Raw genomic sequence first — 21,513 nt, 5'->3', positions numbered from 1 at the left:
GGGGGCGGAGGCGCCGCCAAGGGGCGCCGTCCCGTGTGCCCACCCGTCCCGCCCCAGCGGGACGATTGCCCACACGGAGGTGCGGCATGGCAGCCCACATGGCAGCGGGCGGAGGCCCGCACGGCGGCGGGCAGGGGCCCCACTGGCGGGGGCCCCACGGACCTGGGGCGCAGGCCCGCACGGGCGCAGGCCCGCACGGGCAGGGGCCCGCACGGGCAGGGGCCCCCACTGGCAGGGGCCCCACTGGCGGGGGCCCCGCGGGGTCGGGGGTGGGTCAGGCGTTTTCTTCGAGGTCGCCTTCGGTGTCGAGGAAGACCTGGCGGAGGGCCGCGAGGGTGTCGGGGTCGGGCTTCTCCCACATGCCGCGGGACTCGGCTTCGAGGAGTCGCTCGGCGATGCCGTGGAGGGCCCAGGGGTTGGCTTCCTTGAGGAAGGCCTGGTTGGCGGGGTCGAGGACGTATTCCTGGGTGAGCTTGTCGTACATCCAGTCGGCGACGACGCCGGTCGTGGCGTCGTACCCGAAGAGGTAGTCGACGGTGGCCGCGAGTTCGAAGGCGCCCTTGTAACCGTGGCGGCGCATGGCCTCGATCCAGCGGGGATTGACCACGCGGGCGCGGAAGACGCGGGAGGTCTCCTCGACGAGGGTGCGGGTGCGGACGGTCTCGGGGCGGGTGGAGTCGCCGATGTACGCCTCGGGGGCCGTGCCCTTGAGGGCACGGACGGTGGCGACCATGCCGCCGTGGTACTGGAAGTAGTCGTCGGAGTCGGCGATGTCGTGCTCGCGGGTGTCCGTGTTCTTGGCGGCGACCGCGATCCGCTTGTACGCGGTCTCCATCTCGGCACGGGCGGGGCGCCCTTCGAGCCCGCGGCCGTACGCGTACCCGCCCCACACCGTGTACACCTCGGCGAGGTCGGCGTCGGTGCGCCAGTCGCGCGAGTCGATCAGCTGGAGGATGCCCGCGCCGTACGTGCCGGGGCGGGAGCCGAAGATGCGGGTGGTGGCGCGGCGCTCGTCGCCGTGTTCGGCGAGGTCGGCCTGCGCGTGGGCACGGACGTAGTTGTCCTCGGCGGACTCGTCCGCCAGGCCCGCGACGAGCCGGACGGCGTCGTCGAGGAGGCCGATGACGTGCGGGAACGCGTCGCGGAAGAAGCCGGAGATGCGCAGGGTGACGTCGATGCGGGGGCGGCCGAGTTCGGCGAGCGGGATGGGCTCCAGGCCGTTGACGCGGCGGGAGGCCTCGTCCCACAGCGGGCGGACGCCGAGCAGGGCGAGCGCCTCGGCGACGTCGTCGCCGGCGGTGCGCATCGCGCTCGTGCCCCACAGGGAGAGGCCGACGGAGGTCGGCCACTCGCCGTTGTCGGTGCGGTAGCGCTCCAGGAGGGAGTCGGCGAGGGCCTGGCCGGTCTCCCAGGCGAGGCGGGAGGGGACGGCCTTGGGGTCGACCGAGTAGAAGTTCCGGCCGGTCGGCAGGACGTTGACGAGGCCGCGGAGCGGCGAGCCGGACGGCCCGGCGGGGACGAAGCCGCCGTCGAGGGCGTGCACGGCGTGGGTCAGCTCGTCGGTGGTGGCGGCGAGCCGCGGCACGACCTGCTCGCAGGCGAAGCGGAGCACGGCGTGCACCTCGGGGCCGTACGCGGCGGCGACCGCCGGGACCGCGTCCACGGACCAGTCCGCGGCCTCCATCGCCTCGACCAGTTCGCGGGCCTTGGCCTCCGCTTCGTCGGCGGTGGTGCGGGTGGCGGCGGACTCGTCGAGGCCGAGGGCCTCGCGCAGGCCGGGCAGTGCCTGCGTGCCGCCCCAGATCTGGCGGGCGCGCAGGATGGAGAGGACCAGGTTGACGCGGGCCTCGCCTTCGGGGGCGCCGCCGAGGACGTGGAGACCGTCGCGGATCTGGGCGTCCTTGACCTCGCAGAGCCAGCCGTCGACGTGGAGCAGGAAGTCGTCGAAGCCGTCGTCCTCGGGGCGCTCCTCCATACCGAGGTCGTGGTCGAGCTTGGCGGCCTGGATCAGGGTCCAGATCTGGGCACGGATGGCGGGCAGCTTCGCCGGGTCCATGGAGGAGATCTGCGCGTACTCGTCGAGGAGCTGCTCCAGGCGCGCGATGTCGCCGTAGGAGTCGGCGCGGGCCATCGGCGGGACCAGGTGGTCGACGAGCGTGGCGTGGACGCGCCGCTTGGCCTGGGTGCCCTCGCCGGGGTCGTTGACGAGGAACGGGTAGATCAGCGGGATGTCGCCGAGGGCCGCGTCGGGGCCGCAGGCGGCGGACAGGCCGGCGTTCTTGCCGGGCAGCCATTCCAGGTTGCCGTGCTTGCCGAGGTGGACCATGGCGTCGGCGCCGAAGCCGCCGTCATCGGCGCGGGCGGCGATCCAGCGGTAGGCGGCCAGGTAGTGGTGGGACGGCGGGAGATCGGGGTCGTGGTAGATCGCGATCGGGTTCTCGCCGAAGCCGCGCGGCGGCTGGATGAGGATCAGCAGGTTGCCGCGGCGCAGGGCGGCGAGGACGATGTCGCCTTCCGGGTTGCGGGAGCGGTCGAGGAACATCTCGCCGGGCGCCGGGCCCCAGTGCTCCTCGACCTGCTCGCGGAGTTCGGCGGGCAGCGTCGCGTACCAGCGCTTGTAGTCGGCGGCCGGGATGCGGACCGGGTTGCGGGCGAGCTGCTCTTCGGTGAGCCAGTCCTGGTCGTGGCCGCCGGCCTCGATGAGGGCGTAGATCAGCTCGTCGCCGTCGCCGGAGACCAGGCCGGGGAGCTCCTCGGCGGGGCCGAAGTCGTAGCCCTCGGCGATCAGGCGGCGGAGCAGCGCGACGGCGGAGGCGGGGGTGTCGAGGCCGACCGCGTTGCCGATGCGGGAGTGCTTGGTCGGGTACGCGGAGAGGACGAGCGCCAGCTTCTTCTCGGCGTTCGGGATGTGGCGGAGCCGGGCGTGCCGGACGGCGATGCCGGCGACGCGGGCCGCGCGCTCGGCGTCGGCGACGTAGGCGGGCAGGCCGTCCTCGTCGATCTCCTTGAAGGAGAACGGGACGGTGATGAGCCGGCCGTCGAACTCGGGCACGGCGACCTGGCTGGCGGCGTCCAGCGGCGAGAGGCCTTCGTCGTTCTCCTCCCACGCGGACCGCGAGCCGGTCAGGCACAGGGCCTGGAGGATCGGTACGTCGAGCGCGGCGAGCGCGCCCGCGTCCCAGGCTTCCTCGTCGCCGCCGGCCTGGGCTTCGGCGGGCTTCGTGCCGCCGGCGGCGAGGACGGTCGTGACGATCGCGTCGGCGGTCTTCAGGGTCTCGACGAGCTCGGCCTCGGGGGCGCGCAGGGAGGCCACGTACAGCGGCAGCGCGCGGGCGCCGGCGTCCTCGATCGCGTCGCAGAGGGCGCCGACGAAGGCGGTGTTCCCGCTCATGTGGTGGGCGCGGTAGTAGAGCACGGCGACGGTCGGGCCGTCCGTGGCCTTCGGGGTGCGCTCCAGCGGGCCCCAGGTGGGGGCGGCGGCGGGGGCCTCGAAGCCGTGGCCGGTGAGGAGGACGGTGTCGGAGAGGAAGCGGGCCAGCTGCTCCAGGTTCGCCGGGCCGCCGTGCGCCAGGTAGGCGTGGGCCTCGGTGGCGACGCCGACGGGGACGGTGGACGCCTCCATCAGCTGGGCGTCGGGGGCCTGTTCGCCGCTGAGGACGACGACGGGCTTTCCGGTGGCGCGGATCGCGTCGAGGCCGTCCTCCCAGGAGCGGAGCCCGCCGAGGAGGCGGACGACGACGAGTTCGGCGTCGTCGAGGAGGCCGGGGAGTTCGGCGAGGGGGAGGCGGGCGGGGTTGGCGAAGCGGTACTCGACCGGGCCGCCGGCGGAGCCGGCGTTCGCCGCACGGGCGCTGAGCAGGTCGGTGTCGGAGTGCGACAGCAGCAGAAGCATGGCGAGCTCAGGCCTTCCTCGGGGTTGTCCGCGCCCCGGGTGGTCGTGTGGATGGCGGGAGTTCCTGACTCACCCGTGCCATCGCTGGTACGGGTTCACAGTGGCGGGACCGCGCCGGATTCTCACCGGGCTTCCTCCCCGGGGTCCTGCGACCCCATGCCGTGTGCATAGTAGATCGTGAGGTCGGCGGGGCGGAGCGTGCCGGGGAGTCGGCCGGATCACACCCGGTGGTCGGCCGGTGGCCCGTGGGTATGCTCGCCGCCATGCCGCCCACCCCACCCCCGGCTGCCGAACCGGGCGAACCTCGCATACGGGACCGTGGCGACGCCTGCCCCGGGGCGCTGCGCCTGCACTCGGCCGACGACGGCCGGCTGGCCCGACTCCGCCTGCCCGCAGGGCGCTTGACGTCTCATCAGGTCGAGATCCTGGCGCGGGCGGCGGAGACCCTCGGCGACGGACGGATCAGCATCACCTCGCGCGGCAACGCGGAGCTCCGGGGCCTCGCGGACGACTGCGGGGCCGCGCTCGCGGAGCTGCTCGCCGACGCGGGCCTGCTGCCCTCCCCCACTCACGAACGCGTCCGCAACATCGTGGCCTCGCCGACCGCGGGCCTCGACGGACTCGGCCACGCGGACGTGCAGTTGTGGGCGCGGGGGCTCGACGCCGCCTTGTGCGCCGCGCCCCGGGCCGCGTCCCTTTCCGGACGGTTCCTGTTCGTCCTGGACGACGGGCGCGGAGACGTCACCGGACTCGGCGGGGATGTGACCTTGGTCGCAGCCGAGGACGAGTACGTCACTCTGTGGCTCGACGGCGGCCCCGAGCGGCAGGTCTTCCGGCTCGCCGCCGCCGACGCCGTACGCGCCGCACTCGCCGCCGCACTCGCGTTCCTCGACGCCGCCGACACGGCCGGCAACGGAGCCTGGCGCCCCCGCGAACTGCCCGCCGGGCACTCCCCGGACCTGGCCGGCGCCCTGGCCCGCGCGGGCGTCGCGGCCGAACCCGTGCCCGTACCGCCGCTGCCCTCGTCCCCGCCGCCCGCGCCCGGAGCGCTCCGCGACGGCGCGGTCTACGTCCTCGCACCCCTCGGCCGGCTGACCGCCGCCCAGCTGCGGGCCCTGCTGCCCGCCGGCGAGATCCGGCTGACGCCCTGGCGCGGCGCCGTCGCGACGGCCGCGCCCACCGAACCCGCCACGCCCCACACCGACGCCACCACCGCGGACCGCCTGCGGGCCCTGGACGCGTGCGGGCTCATCACCCGCTCCGACGCGCCCGGCGCCGGGGTGACCGCGTGCACCGGGCGGCCCGGCTGCGCCAAGTCCCTGGCCGACGTACGGGCGGACGCCCTCGCCGCGCCCGCGGGCCCGCTGCCCGTGCACTTCTCCGGGTGCGCGCGCCGCTGCGGGCACCCGTACGGCGACTGGGTCGAGGTCCTCGCCACCGGCGACGACGGCTACCTGGTGGACGGCCGCGCCACGCCCCGTACCTCCCTGACCGAAGCGGTCGCCACCGCCCGCACGTATCCGACGAGATGAGCGAGAGCAACACGATGTTCGACTACGAGAAGGACGGGGCGGAGATCTACCGCCGGTCCTTTGCCACGATCCGCGCCGAGGCGGATCTGGCGGGCCTGCCCGCCGACGTCGCCCAGGTGGCGGTCCGGATGATCCACGCCTGCGGCATGACCGACCTCGTACGCGATATCGCCTACTCGCCGCAGGTCGTCTCCCGCGCCCGCGCGGCCCTCCAGGCCGGCGCCCCGATCCTCTGCGACGCGCAGATGGTCGCGAGCGGCGTCACCCGCAAGCGGCTGCCCGCCGACAACGAGGTGCTCTGCGCGCTGTCCGACCCGGCCGTGCCCGCCCTGGCCGCCGAACTCGGCACCACCCGCTCCGCCGCCGCCCTCGAACTCTGGCGGGACCGCCTCGAAGGCTCCGTCGTCGCCATCGGCAACGCGCCGACCGCCCTCTTCCACCTCCTGGAGATGGTCGCGAAGGGCGCGGGCAGGCCCGCCGCCGTCCTCGGCATACCGGTCGGCTTCATCGGCGCCGCCGAGTCCAAGGACGCGCTCGCCGAGAACGACCTCGGCCTCGACTACCTCGTCGTACGGGGCCGGCGCGGCGGCAGCGCCATGACGGCCGCCGCGATCAACGCCATCGCGCACGAAGCGGAGATCCAGGCATGAGCGGCACCCACCCGAAGGGCAAGCTGTACGGCGTCGGGCTCGGCCCCGGCGACCCGAACCTGATGACGGTGGCCGCGGTGAAGGCCATCGCCGAAGCGGACGTCGTCGCGTACCACTCGGCCCGCCACGGCCGCTCCATCGCCCGCTCCATCGCCGCCGAGCACATCCGCGAGGACCACGTCGAGGAGCGGCTCGTGTACCCGCTCACCGTGGAGACCACGGACCACCCCGGCGGCTACCGGGGCGCACTCGACGACTTCTACGAGGAGGCCGCGGCCCGCCTCGCCGCCCACCTCGACGCCGGCCGCACGGTCGCCGTCCTCGCCGAGGGCGACCCGCTGTTCTACGGCTCGTACCAGCACATGCACAAGCGGCTCGCCGACCGCTACGACACCACCGTCATCCCCGGCGTCACCTCCGTCAGCGCCGCCGCGGCCCGGCTCGGCGAGCCGCTGTGCGAGGCGGAGGAGGTCCTCACGATCATCCCCGGCACCCTGCCCGAGGACGAGCTGACGGCCCGCCTCGCCGGCACCGACTCGGCGGTCGTGATGAAGCTCGGCCGCACCTTCCCCACCGTGAAGCGGGCCCTGGAGCGCGCCGGCCGCCTCGACGACGCCCGGTACGTGGAGCGGGCGTTCATGGCGGGCGAGCGGACGGAGCGCCTCTCGGAGGTCGACCCGGCCACCGTCCCGTACTTCTCGGTCGCCGTCCTGCCCTCCCGCATCGACCAGGAGCCCCCCGTGCGGGACCGCGGCGAGGTCGTCGTCGTCGGCACCGGCCCGGCCGGCGCGCCCTGGCTGACCCCCGAGTCGCGCGGCGCGCTCGTCAACGCCGACGTCCTCGTCGGCTACACCACCTACCTCGACCGGGTGCCGGTGCTCCGCCCCGGCCAGATCCGCCACGGCTCCGACAACAAGGTCGAGTCCGAGCGGGCCGAGTTCGCCCTCGACCTGGCCCGGCGCGGCCGCAAGGTCGCGGTCGTCTCCGGCGGCGACCCCGGCGTCTTCGCCATGGCCACCGCGGTCCTGGAGGTCGCCTGCGAACCGGCGTACGCCGACGTGCCCGTACGGGTCCTCCCGGGGGTGACCGCCGCCAACGCGGCCGCCGCCGCCGCGGGCGCCCCGCTCGGCCACGACTACGCCACGATCTCCCTCTCCGACCGGCTCAAGCCCTGGGACGTCATCGAGGCCCGGCTGCGCGCCGCCGCCTCCGCCGACCTGGTCGTCGCCCTCTACAACCCGGGCTCCAAGTCGCGCACCCACCAGGTGGCCGCCGCCCGCGACCTCCTCCTCGAACTGCGCTCCCCGGAGACGCCGGTCGTCGTCGCCCGCGACGTCGGCGGCCCCGAGCAGTCCGTCCGGGTCGTCACCCTGAAGACCCTGGAGCCCTCCGAGGTCGACATGCGGACCCTGCTCCTCATCGGCTCCTCGCAGACCCGCGCGGTCGAACGCGCCGACGGCCGCACCATCGCCTGGACGCCGCGCCGGTACGGGTGACCACCCCCTAGGGGGTACGGGTGAACGTGCCCAGACCCTCCTGGTCCAGGTACTCGACGCGGACGGTCCTGCCGTCCGGGGAGAACGTGACGCCGGTCAGGCCGACGGCGTTCTCCCCGCGCGTCGGGAAGCTGAACGTGTCGCCGGAGTAGTGCGTCAGCCGGTACGTCTGGGGCTCCGGCCCCAGCCGCAGCACCAGGCCGCCGTCGGCCTCGGCCACCGTCATCCGGCCGTAGTAGTCGCTGGTGTACGTGCCGGCGTACGCGTCGGCCGCCTTCGCGGCGGAGGCGTCGGCCGGCGGATGCGCGTAGTCCGTCGGCGACCGGCCGGCGTCCGCCTCCTGCTCGTAGAGCGCGTTGACGAGCGGCACCCAGTCCCGGCTGGGCTTCCCCTCCTGCGCGGTGTCGAAGAAGTCCAGGGCGACCGCGTCCGCGACGCCGACCGGCGCCCCGTTCGTGAGGACGACGATGCCCAGCTCCTCACCCGGCAGCATCGTCACGTTGGTGTGCGCGCCCTCCGCGAACGCCCCCGTGTGCGAGAGCCGCAGCCTTCCCTCGTCGTCGTACGACACGTTCCAGCCGAGTCCGTAGAACCCGGTCCTGCCCGCCGGGGCCCGCGCCGGAGAGGCCACCGACTCCGGGTGATGGGTGAGTTCCAGCGCCTCGGCGTCGACGATCTCCCGCCCGTCGAGCGTCCCGTTCGCCAACTGCAGCCGCAGCCACACCGCCATGTCCCGCGCCGACGAACTGACACCACCCGCCGGCGACTGGGCGTCCGGGTCCCGCACGTACCGCGCCTTCCACGTCCCGTCGGGCTCCTTCACGTGCCCCACGGCCCGGTCGGGGTTCTCCTCGAAGTCCCGGAAGGCGGAACTGGTGTCGTTCATCCCCGCCGGCCCGTACAGCGTGTCCTCGGCCAGCTTCTCCCACGCCACGCCCTTCTCCACCGCCACCGCCTCGGCCGCCCCCGTCAGGCCGAAGTTCGTGTACGCGTAACTCGCCCGGAACGGCGCCAGCGGCTCGTACCGCAGGTGCGCCAGGATGTAGTCCCGGTCGTAGCCCAGGTCCTCCAGCAGGTCCCCCGCGTGGTCCGGCAGCCCGCTGCGGTGCGAGAACAGGTCCGCCACCGTCATGTGCGACGTCACCCACGGGTCCTTCAGCCGGAACTCCGGCAACTCCGGTGCCACCGGCTTCTGCCAGCCCTCCACCCCGACCGCCCCGGACACGATCGTCGACGCGATCGGCTTCGACACGGACGCCAGCTGGAACACCGTGTCCGCGTCCACCCGCGCGCTCTTCCCCACCTCCCGCACCCCGTACCCCTCCAGGTGCACCACCTTGCCCTGGTACACCACGGCCACGGACACCCCCGGCACCCCGGTCCGTTTCATCATCGCCGCGACGTCCGCGTCGAGCCGGCCCACCGCCCGGTCCACGTCCGCCCGGTCGAGCAGCGGCGGCGGCTGCGCGGGGGGAGGCTCGGGCGCGGGTGTCGGCGAGGGACTCGGCGCGGCGCCCATCAGCGCCACGAGTCCCGCCGTGGCCAGCCACCGGACGGTACCCACCCCTCCATTGAACGCCGGGAGGAATCCCCTGTCGCGCGGAAGGAACCGGCAGGTAGAGTCCCCTCCCGGCGGTGGACCGGCTCCCACCCGCACCGCCCTGCTCCCCCCACATCACCTGTGTCCCGTAGGTCCGGAAAGGGCCCTCCCTCTGTGATGACTCGTACCCGGCTGAGCGCGCTGGCCACCACGGCCGCCCTCGCCGCATCCGGCGGTCTGCTCACCGCCGCCCCGGCCTCCGCGGCCGTCACCTGCGCCTCCCCCGTCTGGACCGCGCAGTACTTCGCCAACACCACCCTCACCGGCACCCCGAAACTGACCGTCTGCGACAGTGCCATCGCCGAGAACTACGGCTGGGGCGACCCCGCCGGAGTCACCCTCCCCACGGACAACTTCTCCGTCCGCTGGTCCCTCACCCGCGACTTCGGCTCCGGCGGCCCCTTCGCCTTCACCGCCGAAGCCCAGGACGGCATCCGCGTCTACCTCGACGGCGTCCGCCGGATCGACCTCTGGCGCAACGTCACCACCACCCAGAAGAAGACCGTCGCCCTCACCGTCCCCGCCGGCCGCCACACCCTCCGCGTCGACTACGCCACCTGGACCGGCGCCGCCAACGTCAAGTTCACCTACGCCCCGAACACTTCGGCGACCGTCGACAAGGTCCGCCCCCTCCCGCCGACCGGCGCGTCCGTCGCCTACGACACCGCGCTGAACAAGGCCACCGTGAAGTGGGCGCCCAACAAGGAGATGGACCTCGCCGGCTACCGCCTCTACCGGCGCCTGCCCACCACCGCCTGGGCCAGGATCAGCAGCTCCACCGCCCTCATCACCGGCACCTCCTACCTCAACTACCCGCCCCCGACCGGCCAGTCGTACCTCTACGAACTCCGCGCCGTCGACCGGGCCGGGAACGAGTCCTGGGGCGGCGCCGACCTGACCGTCGCCTCGGTCGACCGGACCCCGACCGCCGCCCCGGCCGGCGTCACCGCGACCGACGCCGCCACCGGCGTCGACCTGGCGTGGCAGCCGGTCGCGGGCGCGGTGAAGTACGCCGTGCACCGTCAGCGCACCGGCACCACCGATCCCGTCGCCCAGGTCGCGACCGGTGTCACCGGCACGGCGTGGCGGGACACCGGCGTCGCCGAGCGGGCCGGCTACACGTACTGGGTCTCCGCGGTCGACGCCGCCGGGAACGTCTCCCCGCGGACCGCCGTCTCCGTCTCCCACGGCGACTACGCGCCCGGGGCGCCGACGGGCCTGACGGTGGCGGACGCCTCGGACGCCGTACGGCAGCACATGCTGCGCTGGACCGCTCCGGCGGACACCGACGTGGTCTCCTACCGCGTCTACCGCAACGGCAGCCTCCTCGGCACGTCCTCCTTCACCGCGTTCAAGGACATGCAGGCCGTCTGGCACGGCACGACGTACCGGTACACCGTGTCGGCGGTGGACGCGGCCGGCAACGAGTCGCCGCTCTCCGCCGAGGCCTCGATCACCACCGAGGGCGACCTGGTCGCCCCGGCGCCCGTCACGGGCGTCAAGGCGACGCCGCGCGAGGACGGCGTGCTGATCGAGTGGGACGCGAGCACGGAGCCCGACCTCAAGCGGTACGAGGTCTTCAAGGCCGAGCGGTACGACGACGGCGACGGCGGCTACGTCTGGCTCGCCCACCGCGTCGAGTACCTCGCCGAGAGCGCCACCTCGTTCCTCCACCCCAGTCCCGCGGACGGCGAGACCGTCATGTACGGCGTGATCGCCGTCGACGACTGGGAGAACACGCTCCGCGTCGACGACCCGGGCCTGAACTGGGTCGAGGTCACCGAACTCGGCACGCCCGTCACCGAGTAGCGACCCAGGCGGCGGCCTCCTCCGGGGTCGCCGCCACCGGGACGCCGTCCGGCACCGGGGGGCGGCGGACCACCACGACCGGGACGCCCGCCTCTCGGGCGGCCGTCAGTTTGGGTGCGGTCGCGGCACCGCCGCTGTCCTTCGTGACGAGGACGTCGATGCGGTGGTGGGCGAGGATCTTCCGCTCGTCGTCGAGGGTGAACGGACCCCGGTCGAGGAGGATCTCCGTGCGGGCCGGCATCGGTGTGTCCGGGGCGTCGACCGAGCGGACGAGGAACCACTGGGGGCAGGCCGCGAAGGAGGCGAGGCCGAGGCGGCCGGTGGTGAGGAAGACGCGGTCGCCGAGGCCGTCGAGGGCGTCGGCCGCCTGCTCCAGGGACGCCACGGAACGCCAGTCGTCGCCGTCCTCGGGGACCCAGCCGGGGCGGCGGAGGGCGAGCAGGGGAACATGGGCGGTGGCGGCCGCCGCGGCCGCGTTGAAGCTGATGTGCTCGGCGAAGGGATGGGTGGCGTCGATGACCGCGTCCACGGCGTGCGCCCGTATCCAGTCGACGAGCCCGTCGACGCCGCCGAAGCCGCCGATGCGGACCTCGCCGACCGGCAGCCGGGGGCTCGCCACCCGTCCCGCGAGGGAGCTGGTGACGCGGAGGCCGGCGGAGCCGTGCAGCAGTCCGGCGAGCGCGCGGGCCTCGGTGGTGCCCCCGAGAATGAGTACGTGCACAGGAGCCTCTTCGTGACTTCAGGCGGCGGGCGTGAGGCCCAACTCAAGCACACCGGTCTCCGCCCGGGCTGGACGACCGGTGCCTGTGCGACGGCTGCGACGACCGCCGCGTACACGGCCCTGCTGACCGGCGACTTCCCCGACCCGGTGACGATCACGCTGCCGAAGGGGCAGACGCCGGCGTTCGCGCTGACCGCCGAGTCCCTGGCGGCCGGTTCCGCCATGGCCGCCGTCGTGAAGGACGCCGGCGACGACCCGGACGTCACCCACGGGGCCGTGATCCGCTCGACGGTACGGCTGCTGCCGCCGGGCTCCGGAGTCGTCTTCCGGGCCGGAGAGGGCGTCGGCACCGTCACCCTGCCGGGCCTGCCCCTGGAGGTCGGGGAGCCCGCGATCAACCCCGTGCCCCGGCAGCTGATGCGCGAGCACGTCGCCGAGGTCGCGGCCCGGCACGGCGGCGCCGGAGACGTGGAGATCACCGTGTCCGTCGACAACGGCGCCGAGATCGCCCGCTCGACCTGGAACCCCCGGATCGGCATCCTCGGCGGCCTGTCGATCCTCGGCACGACCGGCGTCGTCGTCCCGTACTCCTGCTCGGCCTGGATCGACTCCATCCGCCGGGGCGTGGACGTGGCCCGCGCGGGCGGCCTGACGCACGTCGCCGGCTGCACCGGCTCCACCTCCGAGCGCACCGTGACAACGCTCTACGACCTGCCGGAGATCGCCCTCCTCGACATGGGCGACTTCGCGGGCGCCGTCCTCAAGTACATCCGCCGTCACCCGGTCGACCGGCTCACCCTCTGCGGCGGTTTCGCCAAGCTCTCCAAGCTGGCCGCCGGGCACCTCGACCTGCACTCGGCCCGCTCCCAGGTCGACAAGGCCTTCCTCGCCGACCTCGCCCGCACCGGTGGCGCGTCCGAGGCGCTCGCCGCCGAGATCGCCGCCGCCAACACCGGCCTCGCCGCCCTCCGCCTCTGCGAGGCCGCCGCCGTCCCCCTCGGCGACCTCGTCGCCGCCCGCGCCCGCGACGAGGCCCTCGCGGTCCTGCGGGGCGCCCCGGTCGCCGTCGACGTGATCTGCATCGACCGCGCGGGAACGGTCGTCGGACGCTCGTCGGTGGCGGGGCCGTAATCCGGACGACAGCGGGCGCGGCGACCGCCGAGAATCCGGGGATGACCGACTTCTCGTACAAGCCCACGCTGACCGGCGACCTCGTCGTCCTCCGTCCCCTCACCGAGGAGGACGTGCCCGCACTGCTGCCGCTGTTCGAGGACGCGGAGGTGAGCCGGCTGACCGGCGGGCACGCGAGTTTCGACGAGCCGACGCTGCGGAAGTGGTACGGCTCGCGGTCCGACCAGGACGACCGGCTCGACCTGGCCGTCGTCGAGCGGGCGACGGGGAGGGTCGTCGGGGAGGCGGTCCTCAACGAGTGGGACGCCGACAACGAGAGCTGTTCGTTCCGGATCGTGTTCGTGCCGGGGGCGACGGGGCGGGGCCTCGGGACGGAGGCGACCCGGCTGATCGTCGGGTACGGCTTCGAGTCCCTCGGCCTGTACCGGATCTCCCTGGAGGTGTACGCGTTCAACCCGCGCGCCCGCCGGGTGTACGAGAAGGCCGGGTTCACGGCGGAGGGCGTCCTGCGCGGGGCGCTGCTGTGGGAGGGCGAGCGGGTGGACGCGACGGTGATGTCGGTGCTGGCGCCGGAGTGGGGGACCACTCCGGCGTGAGCGCGCCCGGGCGGCCTACGCGACCGGGTAGTCGATCTCCGCGATGTCGTCCGCGAGGGCGGCGAGGTCGGCGTCCGGGTTGAGGGCCGCCACGACCTCGGCCGTCAGCGGACGCAGCGCCAGGACGTGGCGGACGGCCTCCGGGTCGACCCGGGTCTCGTAGTAGTCGGACGCCCAGGTGGCGTAGGCCTCGGCCGAGCGGTCCACGAGCAGGTGGAGGAGGCCCTCGGAGCCGTCCGGGTCCTCGTGGCCGTCCAGGTCGGGGAACTCGACCGGGCCGGTGCGCCAGGCGGTGTCCCCGGTCTCGCGCCACAGGCAGGCGGTGGTCACGTGGACCCCGTCCTCGTCGGTGAACGCGGGCTCCGTCAGGTACTCGCGGAAGGCCTCCGGGACCCCGTCGACCACGCCGGGCCAGGTCAGTCCGTCGGCGAGCTCCCCGAACGGGCTCAGCGGCGACTCGTGGGCGAAGACGCGGGCGAACGCCCCGGCGGGCGAGAGGACGATCGTGTACTCGTCGCCCGATCCGTCCTTCATGGACGCCAGCTGCTCGGTCTCCGACCAGTGCGCGTCGAAGGAGTAGTAGCGGCTCTCCCACTCCGGGCAGAGCACGGCCTCCAGCATCGCGAGCCCTCGGCTGTGGTCGCGCAGTTCCTCGATGCCCGGCAGCGCCCGGGCGGTGTCGTAGACGGTCACGGGTCCATTCAAGCCCGTGGCACCGACATGCGGACGCCCGGGACCGAACCTAGGCTCGACAGCGCAGGAACCCCCACGGAAAGGGAGGAATCCCCATGGCGAAGCGCGGCAACAAGAAGCGTGCGCGCAAGAAGAAGAAGGCGAACCACGGCAAGCGGCCCAACGCCTGAGCCGTGGCGATGACGGAGGCCGGACCCGTGTGGGGGTCCGGCCGTCGTCGTGTGCGGGACCGTCGTGCCTGCCGTCGTCGTGCCGGGGGCCGTGGCGGTGCCGCCGGGTCCGTCAGCAGGTGTGGCGGTCGCGGGCCGGGTCGTACAGGTGGCTGTCGCGGAACTCGGAGGCGGCGAGGGTGCGGCCGACGATGATGACGGCCGTCTTGGTGATGCCGGAGGCCTTCACCTGGTCGGCGATGTCCTCCAGGGTGCCGCGCAGGACGAGCTCGTCGGGGCGGCTGGCCATGGCGACGACGGCGGCGGGGCAGTCGACGCCGTAGTGGGGGACCAGCTCGGAGACGATGCGGTCGACGTAGCGGGCGCCGAGGTGGAGGACGAGCAGGGCGCCGCTGCGGCCGAGGGTGGCGAGGTCCTCGCCCTCGGGCATCGGGGTGGCCTGCTGGGAGATGCGGGTGAGGATGACGGTCTGGCCGACGGTCGGCACGGTCAGTTCCCGCTTGAGCGCGGCGGCGGCGGCCGCGAACGCCGGGACGCCCGGCACGACCTCGTACGGGATGTCGAGGGCGTCGAGGCGGCGCATCTGCTCGGCGACCGCGCTGAACACGGACGGGTCACCGGAGTGCAGCCGGGCCACGTCCTGGCCGGCCTCGTGGGCGCGGGCGATCTCGGCGACGATCCGGTCCAGGTCGAGCTGGGCCGTGTCGATCAGGGTGGCGTCCGGCGGGCACTCGGCGAGCAGTTCGGTGGGGACGAGCGAGCCGGCGTAGAGGCAGACGCCGCACTTCGCCAGGGTCCGCGCGCCGCGCACGGTGATGAGATCGGCCGCGCCGGGGCCCGCTCCGATGAAGTAGACGGTCATGCTTCCTCTTCCTTGGTTACGGAACCCCTGGTCACGGAGGCTTCGGTCACGGAGCCCTTGGTCACGGACCACTGTGTGACGGGCATCGCCTGGCGCCAGCCGGTGAAGCCGCCGACGGGGACGGCGGCGGAGACGGCGAGCCGGATCAGTTCGCCGCCGTGGCGGCGGTAGCGGTCGGCGAGCAGCGCCTCGGATTCGAGGGTCACGGTGTTGGCGACGAGCCGGCCGCCGGCCGGGAGCGCGTCCCAGCAGGCGTCGAGGAGGCCGGGTGCGGTCAGGCCGCCGCCGATGAAGACGGCGTCGGGGGTGGGCAGCCCGGCGAGGGCGGCGGGGGCGGGGCCCGTGACGACCCGCAGGGCGGGGACGCCGAGCGCGTCGGCGTTGCGGGTGATGCGCGCGGCGCGCTCCGGGGACTTCTCGACGGCGACCGCCCGGCAGGAGCGGTGGGTCCGCATCCATTCGATGCCGATCGAACCCGATCCGCCGCCGATGTCCCAGAGGAGTTCGCCGGGTGCGGGTGCGAGGGCGGCGAGCGTGGCGGCCCGCACGTACCGCTTGGTGAGCTGTCCGTCGTGTTCGTACGCCTCGTCGGGGAGGCCGGGCGTCGCGCCGAGCCGCAGCGTGCCCGGGTCGCGTACGCAGTCCAGGGCGAGCACGTGGAGGGCGTCGGTCCGCTCGTGCGGCCAGTCGTCGGCGGTGGCGTCGAGGACCCGCTCGCGGGGCCCGCCGAGCTGTTCGAGGACCCGGATCCGGGTGCCGCCCCAGCCGGTCGCGCGGAGGTACGCGGCGACGTCGGCGGGTGTCCCGGGGCCTTCGCCGAGGACGAGGACCCGGCGGCCGGGGTGGAGGGCGGCGGCGAGCGCCCCGAGCGGCCTGGCCACCAGCGACACGGTCTCGACGGCCTCCAGGGCCCAGCCGAGGCGGGCGCAGGCGTACGAGACGGACGACGGGTGGGGGTGGACCCGCAGGCGGTCGGCCCCGGCGGTCTCCGCGAGGGTGCGGGCGATGCCGTGGAACGACGGGTCGCCGCTGGCGAGGACGACGATCGCGCGGCCCTCGTGGGCGGCGAGCAGTCCGGGGACGGCGGGGCGGAGCGGGGAGGGCCAGGCGATCCGCTCGCCTCCGCAGTCGGCGGGGTCCAGCAGGTCGAGCTGGCGGGGGCCTCCGATGAGGACCTCGGCGTCGCGCAGGAGCCGGCGGGAGCTCTCGGGGAGCCCGTCCCAGCCGTCCGCGCCGATCCCGACGACCGACACCACCGATATCGCAGCGTTCACGTCGGGGACTTTACGTGAGGTGGCGGCGGGGCTTACCGCACGGTCACTTCTGGGCGTTCTGCCCCACGTAGAAGAGGAGCCAGACGAAGCCGGCGAAGGCGTGGGTGGCGAAAACGTAGACGAAGACGCGGAGCATGACGCCCCGCTCCTTCCAGCGTTCGTTGTCGTAGGTCTTGTCCGCGGCCATGGGATCCAGGGTACGGGCGCCGGAATAGGGAGGGGGGTCGCGCCGTTGGACGTGACAGTTTAAGATTCAACCAACAAGCCGCGAGGCACCGCACCGCGAGAGGTGAGCACGATGCAGTTCGGGATCTTCACCGTCGGCGACGTGACGACCGACCCCACCACCGGCCGCACCCCCACCGAGCACGAGCGCATCAAGAACACCCTCGCGATTGCGCTCAAGGCGGAGGAGGTCGGGCTCGACGTCTTCGCGACCGGCGAGCACCACAACCCGCCGTTCGTCCCGTCCTCCCCCACCACCCTGCTCGGACACATCGCCGCCCGGACCGAGAACCTGGTCCTGTCCACCTCCACGACCCTGATCACCACCAACGACCCGGTGAAGATCGCCGAGGACTACGCGACCCTCCAGCACCTCGCCGACGGCCGCGTGGACCTGATGATGGGCCGCGGCAACACCGGCCCGGTCTATCCGTGGTTCGGCCAGGACATCCGCCAGGGCATCCCGCTCGCCATCGAGAACTACGCGCTCCTCCACAAGCTGTGGAGGGAGGACGTGGTCGACTGGGAGGGCAAGTTCCGCAGCGCCCTCCAGGGATTCACGTCCACCCCGCGCCCGCTCGACGGCGTCCCGCCGTTCGTCTGGCACGGCTCCATCCGCTCCCCCGAGATAGCCGAGCAGGCCGCGTACTACGGCGACGGGTTCTTCGCGAACCACATCTTCTGGCCCAAGCAGCACACCGAGAAGATGGTCCGCCTCTACCGGCAGCGGTACGCGCACTACGGCCACGGCACCGCCGAGCAGGCCATCGTCGGCCTCGGCGGCCAGGTCTTCATGCGGAAGAACTCGCAGGACGCGGTACGGGAGTTCCGCCCGTACTTCGACAACGCGCCGGTCTACGGCCACGGCCCCTCCCTGGAGGAGTTCAGCCGCGAGACCCCGCTGACCGTCGGCTCGCCGCAGGAGGTCATCGAGCGCACCCTGTCCTTCCGCGACTACGTGGGCGACTACCAGCGCCAGCTGTTCCTCGTCGACCACGCCGGACTGCCCCTCAAGACGGTCCTGGAGCAGCTCGACATCCTCGGCGAGGAGGTCGTTCCCGTGCTGCGCAAGGAGTTCGCGAACCTGCGCCCGGCCGGAGTCCCGGAGACCGCCCCGCTCCACCCCGCCGTCACCCGCACCACCGAGGAGGTCTGACCCCATGCAGACGTTGAAGCTGGTCGCCGTGTCCGCCGGACTCAGCGCGCCCTCCTCCACCCGGCTGCTCGCCGACCGGCTGCTCCAGGCCGCCCGCTACCGGCTCGCCGAGCAGGAGTACGCCGTCGACGTCCAGGTGGTCGAACTGCGCGACCTCGCCGTCGACATCGCGAAGAACCTCGTCACCGGCTTCCCCTCGGAGAAGCTCCGGGAGGCGATCGACACGGTGACCGGCGCGGACGGCGTCATCGCGGTGACCCCGGTCTTCACGGCCTCGTACAGCGGTCTGTTCAAGTCCTTCTTCGACCTGATCGACCCGGCGGCGCTGACCGGCACCCCCGTCCTCATCGGGGCGACCGGCGGCACGGCCCGCCACTCGCTGGTCCTGGACCACGCCCTGCGGCCGCTCTTCGCCTACCTGCGCGCCCTGACCGTCCCGACCGCCGTGTACGCGGCGTCGGAGGACTGGGGCTCGGGCGGCGACGAGTACACGGACGGGCTGCCGTCCCGGATCACCCGGGCGGGCCGCGAACTGGCCGAGGCGGTCGCGGCGCGGCCGTCCCGGACGATCGACGAGGACGAGGTGGTCCCCTTCGAACGCCGGCTGGCGGATCTGCGACTGGACTGATCCGGCCCGGCGGCCGGACAGCCGCCGGAAGGACCCCTCCTCCCCCTCGCGGCGGAGGAGGAACGGCCCCGCGACCGACGCCCGGGCCGCGGGGCGGCGGGACGCTGGACGCATGACGAAGCCGAAGGCACTTCCCGACGTCCCCCGCTGGGCCGTACTCGCCGCGCACGCCGTCCCCCTGATCACCCTGCCGTCCGGGCTGTGGCGCCTGGCGCTGGTCGCCGGACTGCCCGTGACGCAGGACGCGGAGCTCGGCACGATGGGCCCGGGGGAGTCCCTGTACGTGGTCTCGCTCAGCGTCGTGTCCGAGCTCCTCGCCTTCCTCACCCTGGGGCTCGTCCGCTCCTGGGGCGAGGTCTTCCCCCGGTGGATGCCGCTCCTCGGCGGACGCCGGGTGAACGCGACCGCCGCGACGGCGGCGGCCTTCGCCGGCGTCGCGGGGCTGTGCGCGCTCGCCGGCTGGGGCGCGTACGCCTCCTACGCGGACCTCGGCCCGGGCATCCCGGCCACACCGGCCCAGGACGCCCTGCTGATCACCTGCTACGCGCCGCTCCTGGCCTGGCCCGTGCTGCTGGCCGCCGTGGCCGTCGCGTACCACCGCAGGCGCCGGTCCGCCGCCGGACGCATGATGCCCTCATGGACATCAAACTGGAGCTGATCGGCGTGCCCGTCACCGACATCGACCGGGCCAAGGAGTTCTACGAGCGGGTCGGGTTCCACACCGACCACGACATCCCGGTGAGCGAGGACGTCCGCTTCGTGCAGATGACCCCGCCGGGCTCGGCCTGCTCGATCGCCTTCGGCAAGGGCATCACGGAGATGGCCCCGGGGTCCCTGGACAACATGCAGGTGGTCGTCGCCTCCATCGAGGAGGCCCATGGCGACCTCAGCGCCCGGGGCATCGACGTCAGCCCGATCGACGACCAGCCCTGGGGCTCGTTCGTCTACTTCGCCGACCCGGACGGCAACCGCTGGGCGGTCCAGCAGACCACCCCGCGGGGCAGGTGAGACCCGGACGGCCCACGTCCTACCTGCGGTTGTAGAGCCGCATCGTCACCGCGCCGAAGACGACCACGAACAGCGCCGACCAGCCCAGCGTCCAGGCGATGTCGGCGCCCGGCCACTCGCCCGCCATCAGCTCCCGCACCGACGTGGCCAGATGGGTCACCGGGCTGTTGTTCACGAACGCCTGGAGCCAGCCCGGCATCGTGCTCGGGTCGACGAAGACGTTGGACAGGAACGTCAGCGGGAAGATCACCATCATCGAGACGCCCATGACGGACTTCTCGCTGCGCAGCAGCAGCCCGAACATGGTCCAGATCCACGAGAACGCGAACGAGAACACCAGCAGCAGCACGACCCCGAGCGCGACGCCGACGGCCCCGCCGTCCGGCCGGTAGCCGATGAGCATGCCGACCGCCAGCATCACGGCGGAGGCGATCAGATAGCGCACGACGTCGCCGAGGAGATAGCCGACCATCGGCGCGGGCCGCCAGATCGGCAGCGTGCGGAAGCGGTCGAAGACGCCCTTCTCGATGTCGGTGTTGACGGAGACACCGGTGTACATCGTGATCATCACGACGCTCATCACGAGGATGCCCGGCAGCAGGAACTGGACGTACGAGGAGACCGAACCGGCCAGCGCGCCCCCGAAGAGGTACGTGTACATCAGCACCATCATGATCGGGAACGCCGTCACGTCGAACAGCTGCTCCGGCACGTGCTTGATCTTCAGCAGGGCCCGCCAGCCGAAGGTCATCGAGGCGGAGAGGGCGCTCGGGCGCGGTGGGCGGGAGCGTCCCGTGAGCAGCGCCGCGAGCTCGTCGGCCCGGGGGGCGACGAAGTCCGCGGTGTCGGCGGCCCGTTTGTCCTTGCCGGTGGTGACGGTGGTCATGCCGCCGTTCCCTTCCTGTCCGTCAGCGCCAGGAACACCTCGTCGAGGCTGGGTTGTCCGAGCGCGAAGTCGTCGACGGTGATCCCGGCCCGCGCCAGCTCCGCGAGCGCCCGCGCGGCCTGCTCCGCGGCCCCGAGGTCCGTGCCGTGGCCGTCGATGGTGGCGGTGAGCGCGACCGGGTCGGGGTCGAGCTGGACGCCGGCCCTCAGGGCCTCCCCGAGGACCCGCTCGGCCGCCGGCCGCTGCCCGGGGTCCCGGAGCCGCACGTGCACCGATCCGGAGCCGACGGATGCCTTCAGCTCGCCCTTGGTGCCCTCCGCGATCACCTTCCCGTGGTCGATGACGGCGATGCGGGAGGCCAGCCGGTCCGCCTCGTCCAGGTACTGGGTGGTGAGCAGGACGGTGGTGCCCTGGGCGACCACCGCGCGGACGATGTCCCAGACCTGGTTGCGGCTGCGCGGGTCGAGTCCGGTCGTCGGCTCGTCGAGGAAGAGCAGGTCGGGGGTGTTGAGGATGGACGCGGCGATGTCGATGCGCCGCCGCATGCCGCCCGAGTAGTTCTTGACCTGCCGGTCGGCGGCCTCCTCCAGGCCGAAGGCGGTGAGCAGCTGCGCGGAGCGCTCGCGGGCGGCGGGGCGGGTGTGGCCGAGGAGCCGGCCGAGCAGGACGAGGTTCTCGGTGCCGGTCAGGTCCTCGTCGACGGAGGCGTACTGCCCGGTGAGGCTGACCCGGCCGCGCACGGTGTCGGCGTCCTCGACGACGTCCTTGCCGAAGACCCGGGCCCGTCCCTCGTCGGGGCGGAGCAGGGTCGCGAGCATCTTCACCGCGGTGGTCTTGCCGGCACCGTTGGGTCCGAGGACCCCGTAGACGGTTCCGGCGGGGACCCGCAGGTCGACGCCGTCGACGGCGCGGTTCGTGCCGAAGACCTTGACCAGGCCCTCGGTCTCGATGGCGAGGTCGGTCATCCCGTCTCCTCCCTCAGGCCGCTCTTCCCAGTCTCCGTCGACCCGCCCGGTCCCGCCAGGCCGGCCGCGGCGGGGGCAGGACGGGGCGGCGGGGCGGGGCGGGCAGGGCAGGGTCTGGCCGGCAGGCGGGGGCAGGACGGGGCGGCGGGGCAGGGCGAGCGCGGCGGGGGGGGGGGGGCCGGGGGGGGGCGGCCCCGGGGGGGGGGGGGGGGGGGGGGG

20 protein-coding genes and 1 riboswitch are annotated in these 21,513 nt (G+C 73.6%); of the genes, 11 read left to right on the top strand and 9 right to left on the bottom strand.

What is annotated here, in order from left to right; translation table 11 throughout:
• Nucleotides 1-274 precede the first annotated feature (274 nt).
• On the bottom strand, nt 275-3,892 hold the full coding sequence (cobN, locus tag OO54_RS38575; RefSeq protein WP_033211855.1) for a cobaltochelatase subunit CobN: 3,618 nt from the start codon (nt 3,890-3,892) through the stop codon (nt 275-277).
• Between the two features lie 39 nt (nt 3,893-3,931).
• Nucleotides 3,932-4,068: riboswitch (cobalamin riboswitch) on the bottom strand.
• A 75-nt stretch (nt 4,069-4,143) separates the two neighbouring features.
• Between cobN and OO54_RS38570 the strand changes: the two genes are divergently transcribed.
• The 3 genes from OO54_RS38570 to OO54_RS38560 are packed head-to-tail and all read left to right on the top strand — an operon-like array spanning nt 4,144 to nt 7,570.
• On the top strand, nt 4,144-5,424 hold the full coding sequence (locus OO54_RS38570) for a cobalamin biosynthesis protein CobG (protein ID WP_033211852.1): 1,281 nt from the start codon (nt 4,144-4,146) through the stop codon (nt 5,422-5,424).
• On the top strand, nt 5,421-6,074 hold the full coding sequence (locus tag OO54_RS38565; RefSeq protein WP_234439252.1) for a precorrin-8X methylmutase: 654 nt from the start codon (nt 5,421-5,423) through the stop codon (nt 6,072-6,074). The genes OO54_RS38570 and OO54_RS38565 overlap by 4 nt, the downstream gene beginning before the upstream one ends.
• The gene (locus tag OO54_RS38560; protein WP_017240263.1) at nt 6,071-7,570 is read left to right on the top strand and encodes a precorrin-2 C(20)-methyltransferase; all 1,500 of its coding nucleotides are present in this window, start codon (nt 6,071-6,073) and stop codon (nt 7,568-7,570) included. The genes OO54_RS38565 and OO54_RS38560 overlap by 4 nt, the downstream gene beginning before the upstream one ends.
• Nucleotides 7,571-7,577: 7 nt before the next feature.
• Here OO54_RS38560 and OO54_RS38555 read toward each other — a convergent pair whose 3' ends face one another.
• A complete protein-coding gene (locus tag OO54_RS38555; RefSeq protein ID WP_051787784.1) occupies nt 7,578-9,089 on the bottom strand; it encodes a serine hydrolase in 1,512 nt (503 codons plus the stop codon).
• Between the two features lie 198 nt (nt 9,090-9,287).
• Between OO54_RS38555 and OO54_RS38550 the strand changes: the two genes are divergently transcribed.
• On the top strand, nt 9,288-10,979 hold the full coding sequence (locus tag OO54_RS38550) for a fibronectin type III domain-containing protein (protein ID WP_051787782.1): 1,692 nt from the start codon (nt 9,288-9,290) through the stop codon (nt 10,977-10,979).
• On the opposite strand, the gene OO54_RS38545 is transcribed toward OO54_RS38550, so the two are convergent.
• Nucleotides 10,969-11,700, bottom strand: a complete 732-nt coding sequence (locus OO54_RS38545) for a cobalt-precorrin-6A reductase (protein WP_033211848.1) — start codon at nt 11,698-11,700, stop codon at nt 10,969-10,971. The two genes, OO54_RS38550 and OO54_RS38545, sit on opposite strands and share 11 nt — an antisense overlap.
• Nucleotides 11,701-11,712: 12 nt before the next feature.
• On the opposite strand from OO54_RS38545, the gene OO54_RS38540 reads away from it, so the two are divergent.
• Together OO54_RS38540 and OO54_RS38535 are read left to right on the top strand one after the other, a co-directional pair.
• Nucleotides 11,713-12,831: a cobalt-precorrin-5B (C(1))-methyltransferase gene (locus OO54_RS38540; protein ID WP_033211857.1), complete on the top strand. Its 1,119-nt coding sequence runs from the start codon at nt 11,713-11,715 to the stop codon at nt 12,829-12,831.
• 41 nt (nt 12,832-12,872) lie between these two features.
• The gene (locus OO54_RS38535; RefSeq protein WP_033211845.1) at nt 12,873-13,427 is read left to right on the top strand and encodes a GNAT family N-acetyltransferase; all 555 of its coding nucleotides are present in this window, start codon (nt 12,873-12,875) and stop codon (nt 13,425-13,427) included.
• 15 nt (nt 13,428-13,442) lie between these two features.
• Here the strand turns inward: OO54_RS38535 and OO54_RS38530 are convergent, their stop codons facing one another.
• Complete coding sequence (locus tag OO54_RS38530) at nt 13,443-14,120, bottom strand: hypothetical protein (RefSeq protein ID WP_051787779.1); 678 nt, start codon at nt 14,118-14,120, stop codon at nt 13,443-13,445.
• A 95-nt stretch (nt 14,121-14,215) separates the two neighbouring features.
• On the opposite strand from OO54_RS38530, the gene OO54_RS48975 reads away from it, so the two are divergent.
• A complete protein-coding gene (locus tag OO54_RS48975; protein ID WP_099895366.1) occupies nt 14,216-14,290 on the top strand; it encodes a 50S ribosomal protein bL37 in 75 nt (24 codons plus the stop codon).
• A 112-nt stretch (nt 14,291-14,402) separates the two neighbouring features.
• Here the strand turns inward: OO54_RS48975 and cobM are convergent, their stop codons facing one another.
• The 3 genes from cobM to OO54_RS46615 are packed head-to-tail and all read right to left on the bottom strand — an operon-like array spanning nt 14,403 to nt 16,613.
• Nucleotides 14,403-15,152, bottom strand: a complete 750-nt coding sequence (gene cobM / locus OO54_RS38525; protein WP_033211841.1) for a precorrin-4 C(11)-methyltransferase — start codon at nt 15,150-15,152, stop codon at nt 14,403-14,405.
• The gene (locus OO54_RS38520) at nt 15,149-16,426 is read right to left on the bottom strand and encodes a bifunctional cobalt-precorrin-7 (C(5))-methyltransferase/cobalt-precorrin-6B (C(15))-methyltransferase (protein ID WP_033211839.1); all 1,278 of its coding nucleotides are present in this window, start codon (nt 16,424-16,426) and stop codon (nt 15,149-15,151) included. The genes cobM and OO54_RS38520 overlap by 4 nt, the downstream gene beginning before the upstream one ends.
• 43 nt (nt 16,427-16,469) lie before the next feature.
• Nucleotides 16,470-16,613, bottom strand: coding sequence for a DUF6126 family protein (locus OO54_RS46615; protein WP_017240271.1), 144 nt, complete (start codon nt 16,611-16,613; stop codon nt 16,470-16,472).
• 111 nt (nt 16,614-16,724) lie between these two features.
• Here OO54_RS46615 and OO54_RS38515 point away from each other — a divergent pair, with 111 nt between their 5' ends.
• The 4 genes from OO54_RS38515 (at nt 16,725) to OO54_RS38500 (ending at nt 19,443) form a co-directional block, all read left to right on the top strand.
• On the top strand, nt 16,725-17,807 hold the full coding sequence (locus tag OO54_RS38515; RefSeq protein ID WP_033211837.1) for an LLM class flavin-dependent oxidoreductase: 1,083 nt from the start codon (nt 16,725-16,727) through the stop codon (nt 17,805-17,807).
• Between the two features lie 4 nt (nt 17,808-17,811).
• Nucleotides 17,812-18,435 (top strand): FMN reductase, encoded by a 624-nt coding sequence (locus OO54_RS38510; protein WP_033211835.1) that lies wholly within the window; start codon nt 17,812-17,814, stop codon nt 18,433-18,435.
• Nucleotides 18,436-18,547: 112 nt separating this feature from the next.
• On the top strand, nt 18,548-19,093 hold the full coding sequence (locus tag OO54_RS38505) for a hypothetical protein (RefSeq protein ID WP_033211832.1): 546 nt from the start codon (nt 18,548-18,550) through the stop codon (nt 19,091-19,093).
• Nucleotides 19,072-19,443, top strand: coding sequence for a VOC family protein (locus tag OO54_RS38500; protein WP_033211831.1), 372 nt, complete (start codon nt 19,072-19,074; stop codon nt 19,441-19,443). The genes OO54_RS38505 and OO54_RS38500 overlap by 22 nt, the downstream gene beginning before the upstream one ends.
• Nucleotides 19,444-19,462: 19 nt before the next feature.
• Here the strand turns inward: OO54_RS38500 and OO54_RS38495 are convergent, their stop codons facing one another.
• Nucleotides 19,463-20,329 carry an ABC transporter permease gene (locus tag OO54_RS38495; protein ID WP_033211828.1) on the bottom strand — a complete coding sequence of 289 codons (867 nt, stop codon included), beginning with the start codon at nt 20,327-20,329 and terminating at the stop codon, nt 19,463-19,465.
• The gene (locus OO54_RS38490; protein ID WP_033211826.1) at nt 20,326-21,294 is read right to left on the bottom strand and encodes a daunorubicin resistance protein DrrA family ABC transporter ATP-binding protein; all 969 of its coding nucleotides are present in this window, start codon (nt 21,292-21,294) and stop codon (nt 20,326-20,328) included. Before OO54_RS38490 ends, OO54_RS38495 begins: the two co-directional genes overlap by 4 nt.
• Between the last annotated feature and the right edge of the window lie 219 nt (nt 21,295-21,513).

This window comes from Streptomyces wedmorensis, assembly GCF_000716445.1.
GTDB classification, from domain to species: domain Bacteria; phylum Actinomycetota; class Actinomycetes; order Streptomycetales; family Streptomycetaceae; genus Streptomyces; species Streptomyces wedmorensis.
This window is presented reverse-complemented; position numbering and strand designations above follow the sequence as displayed.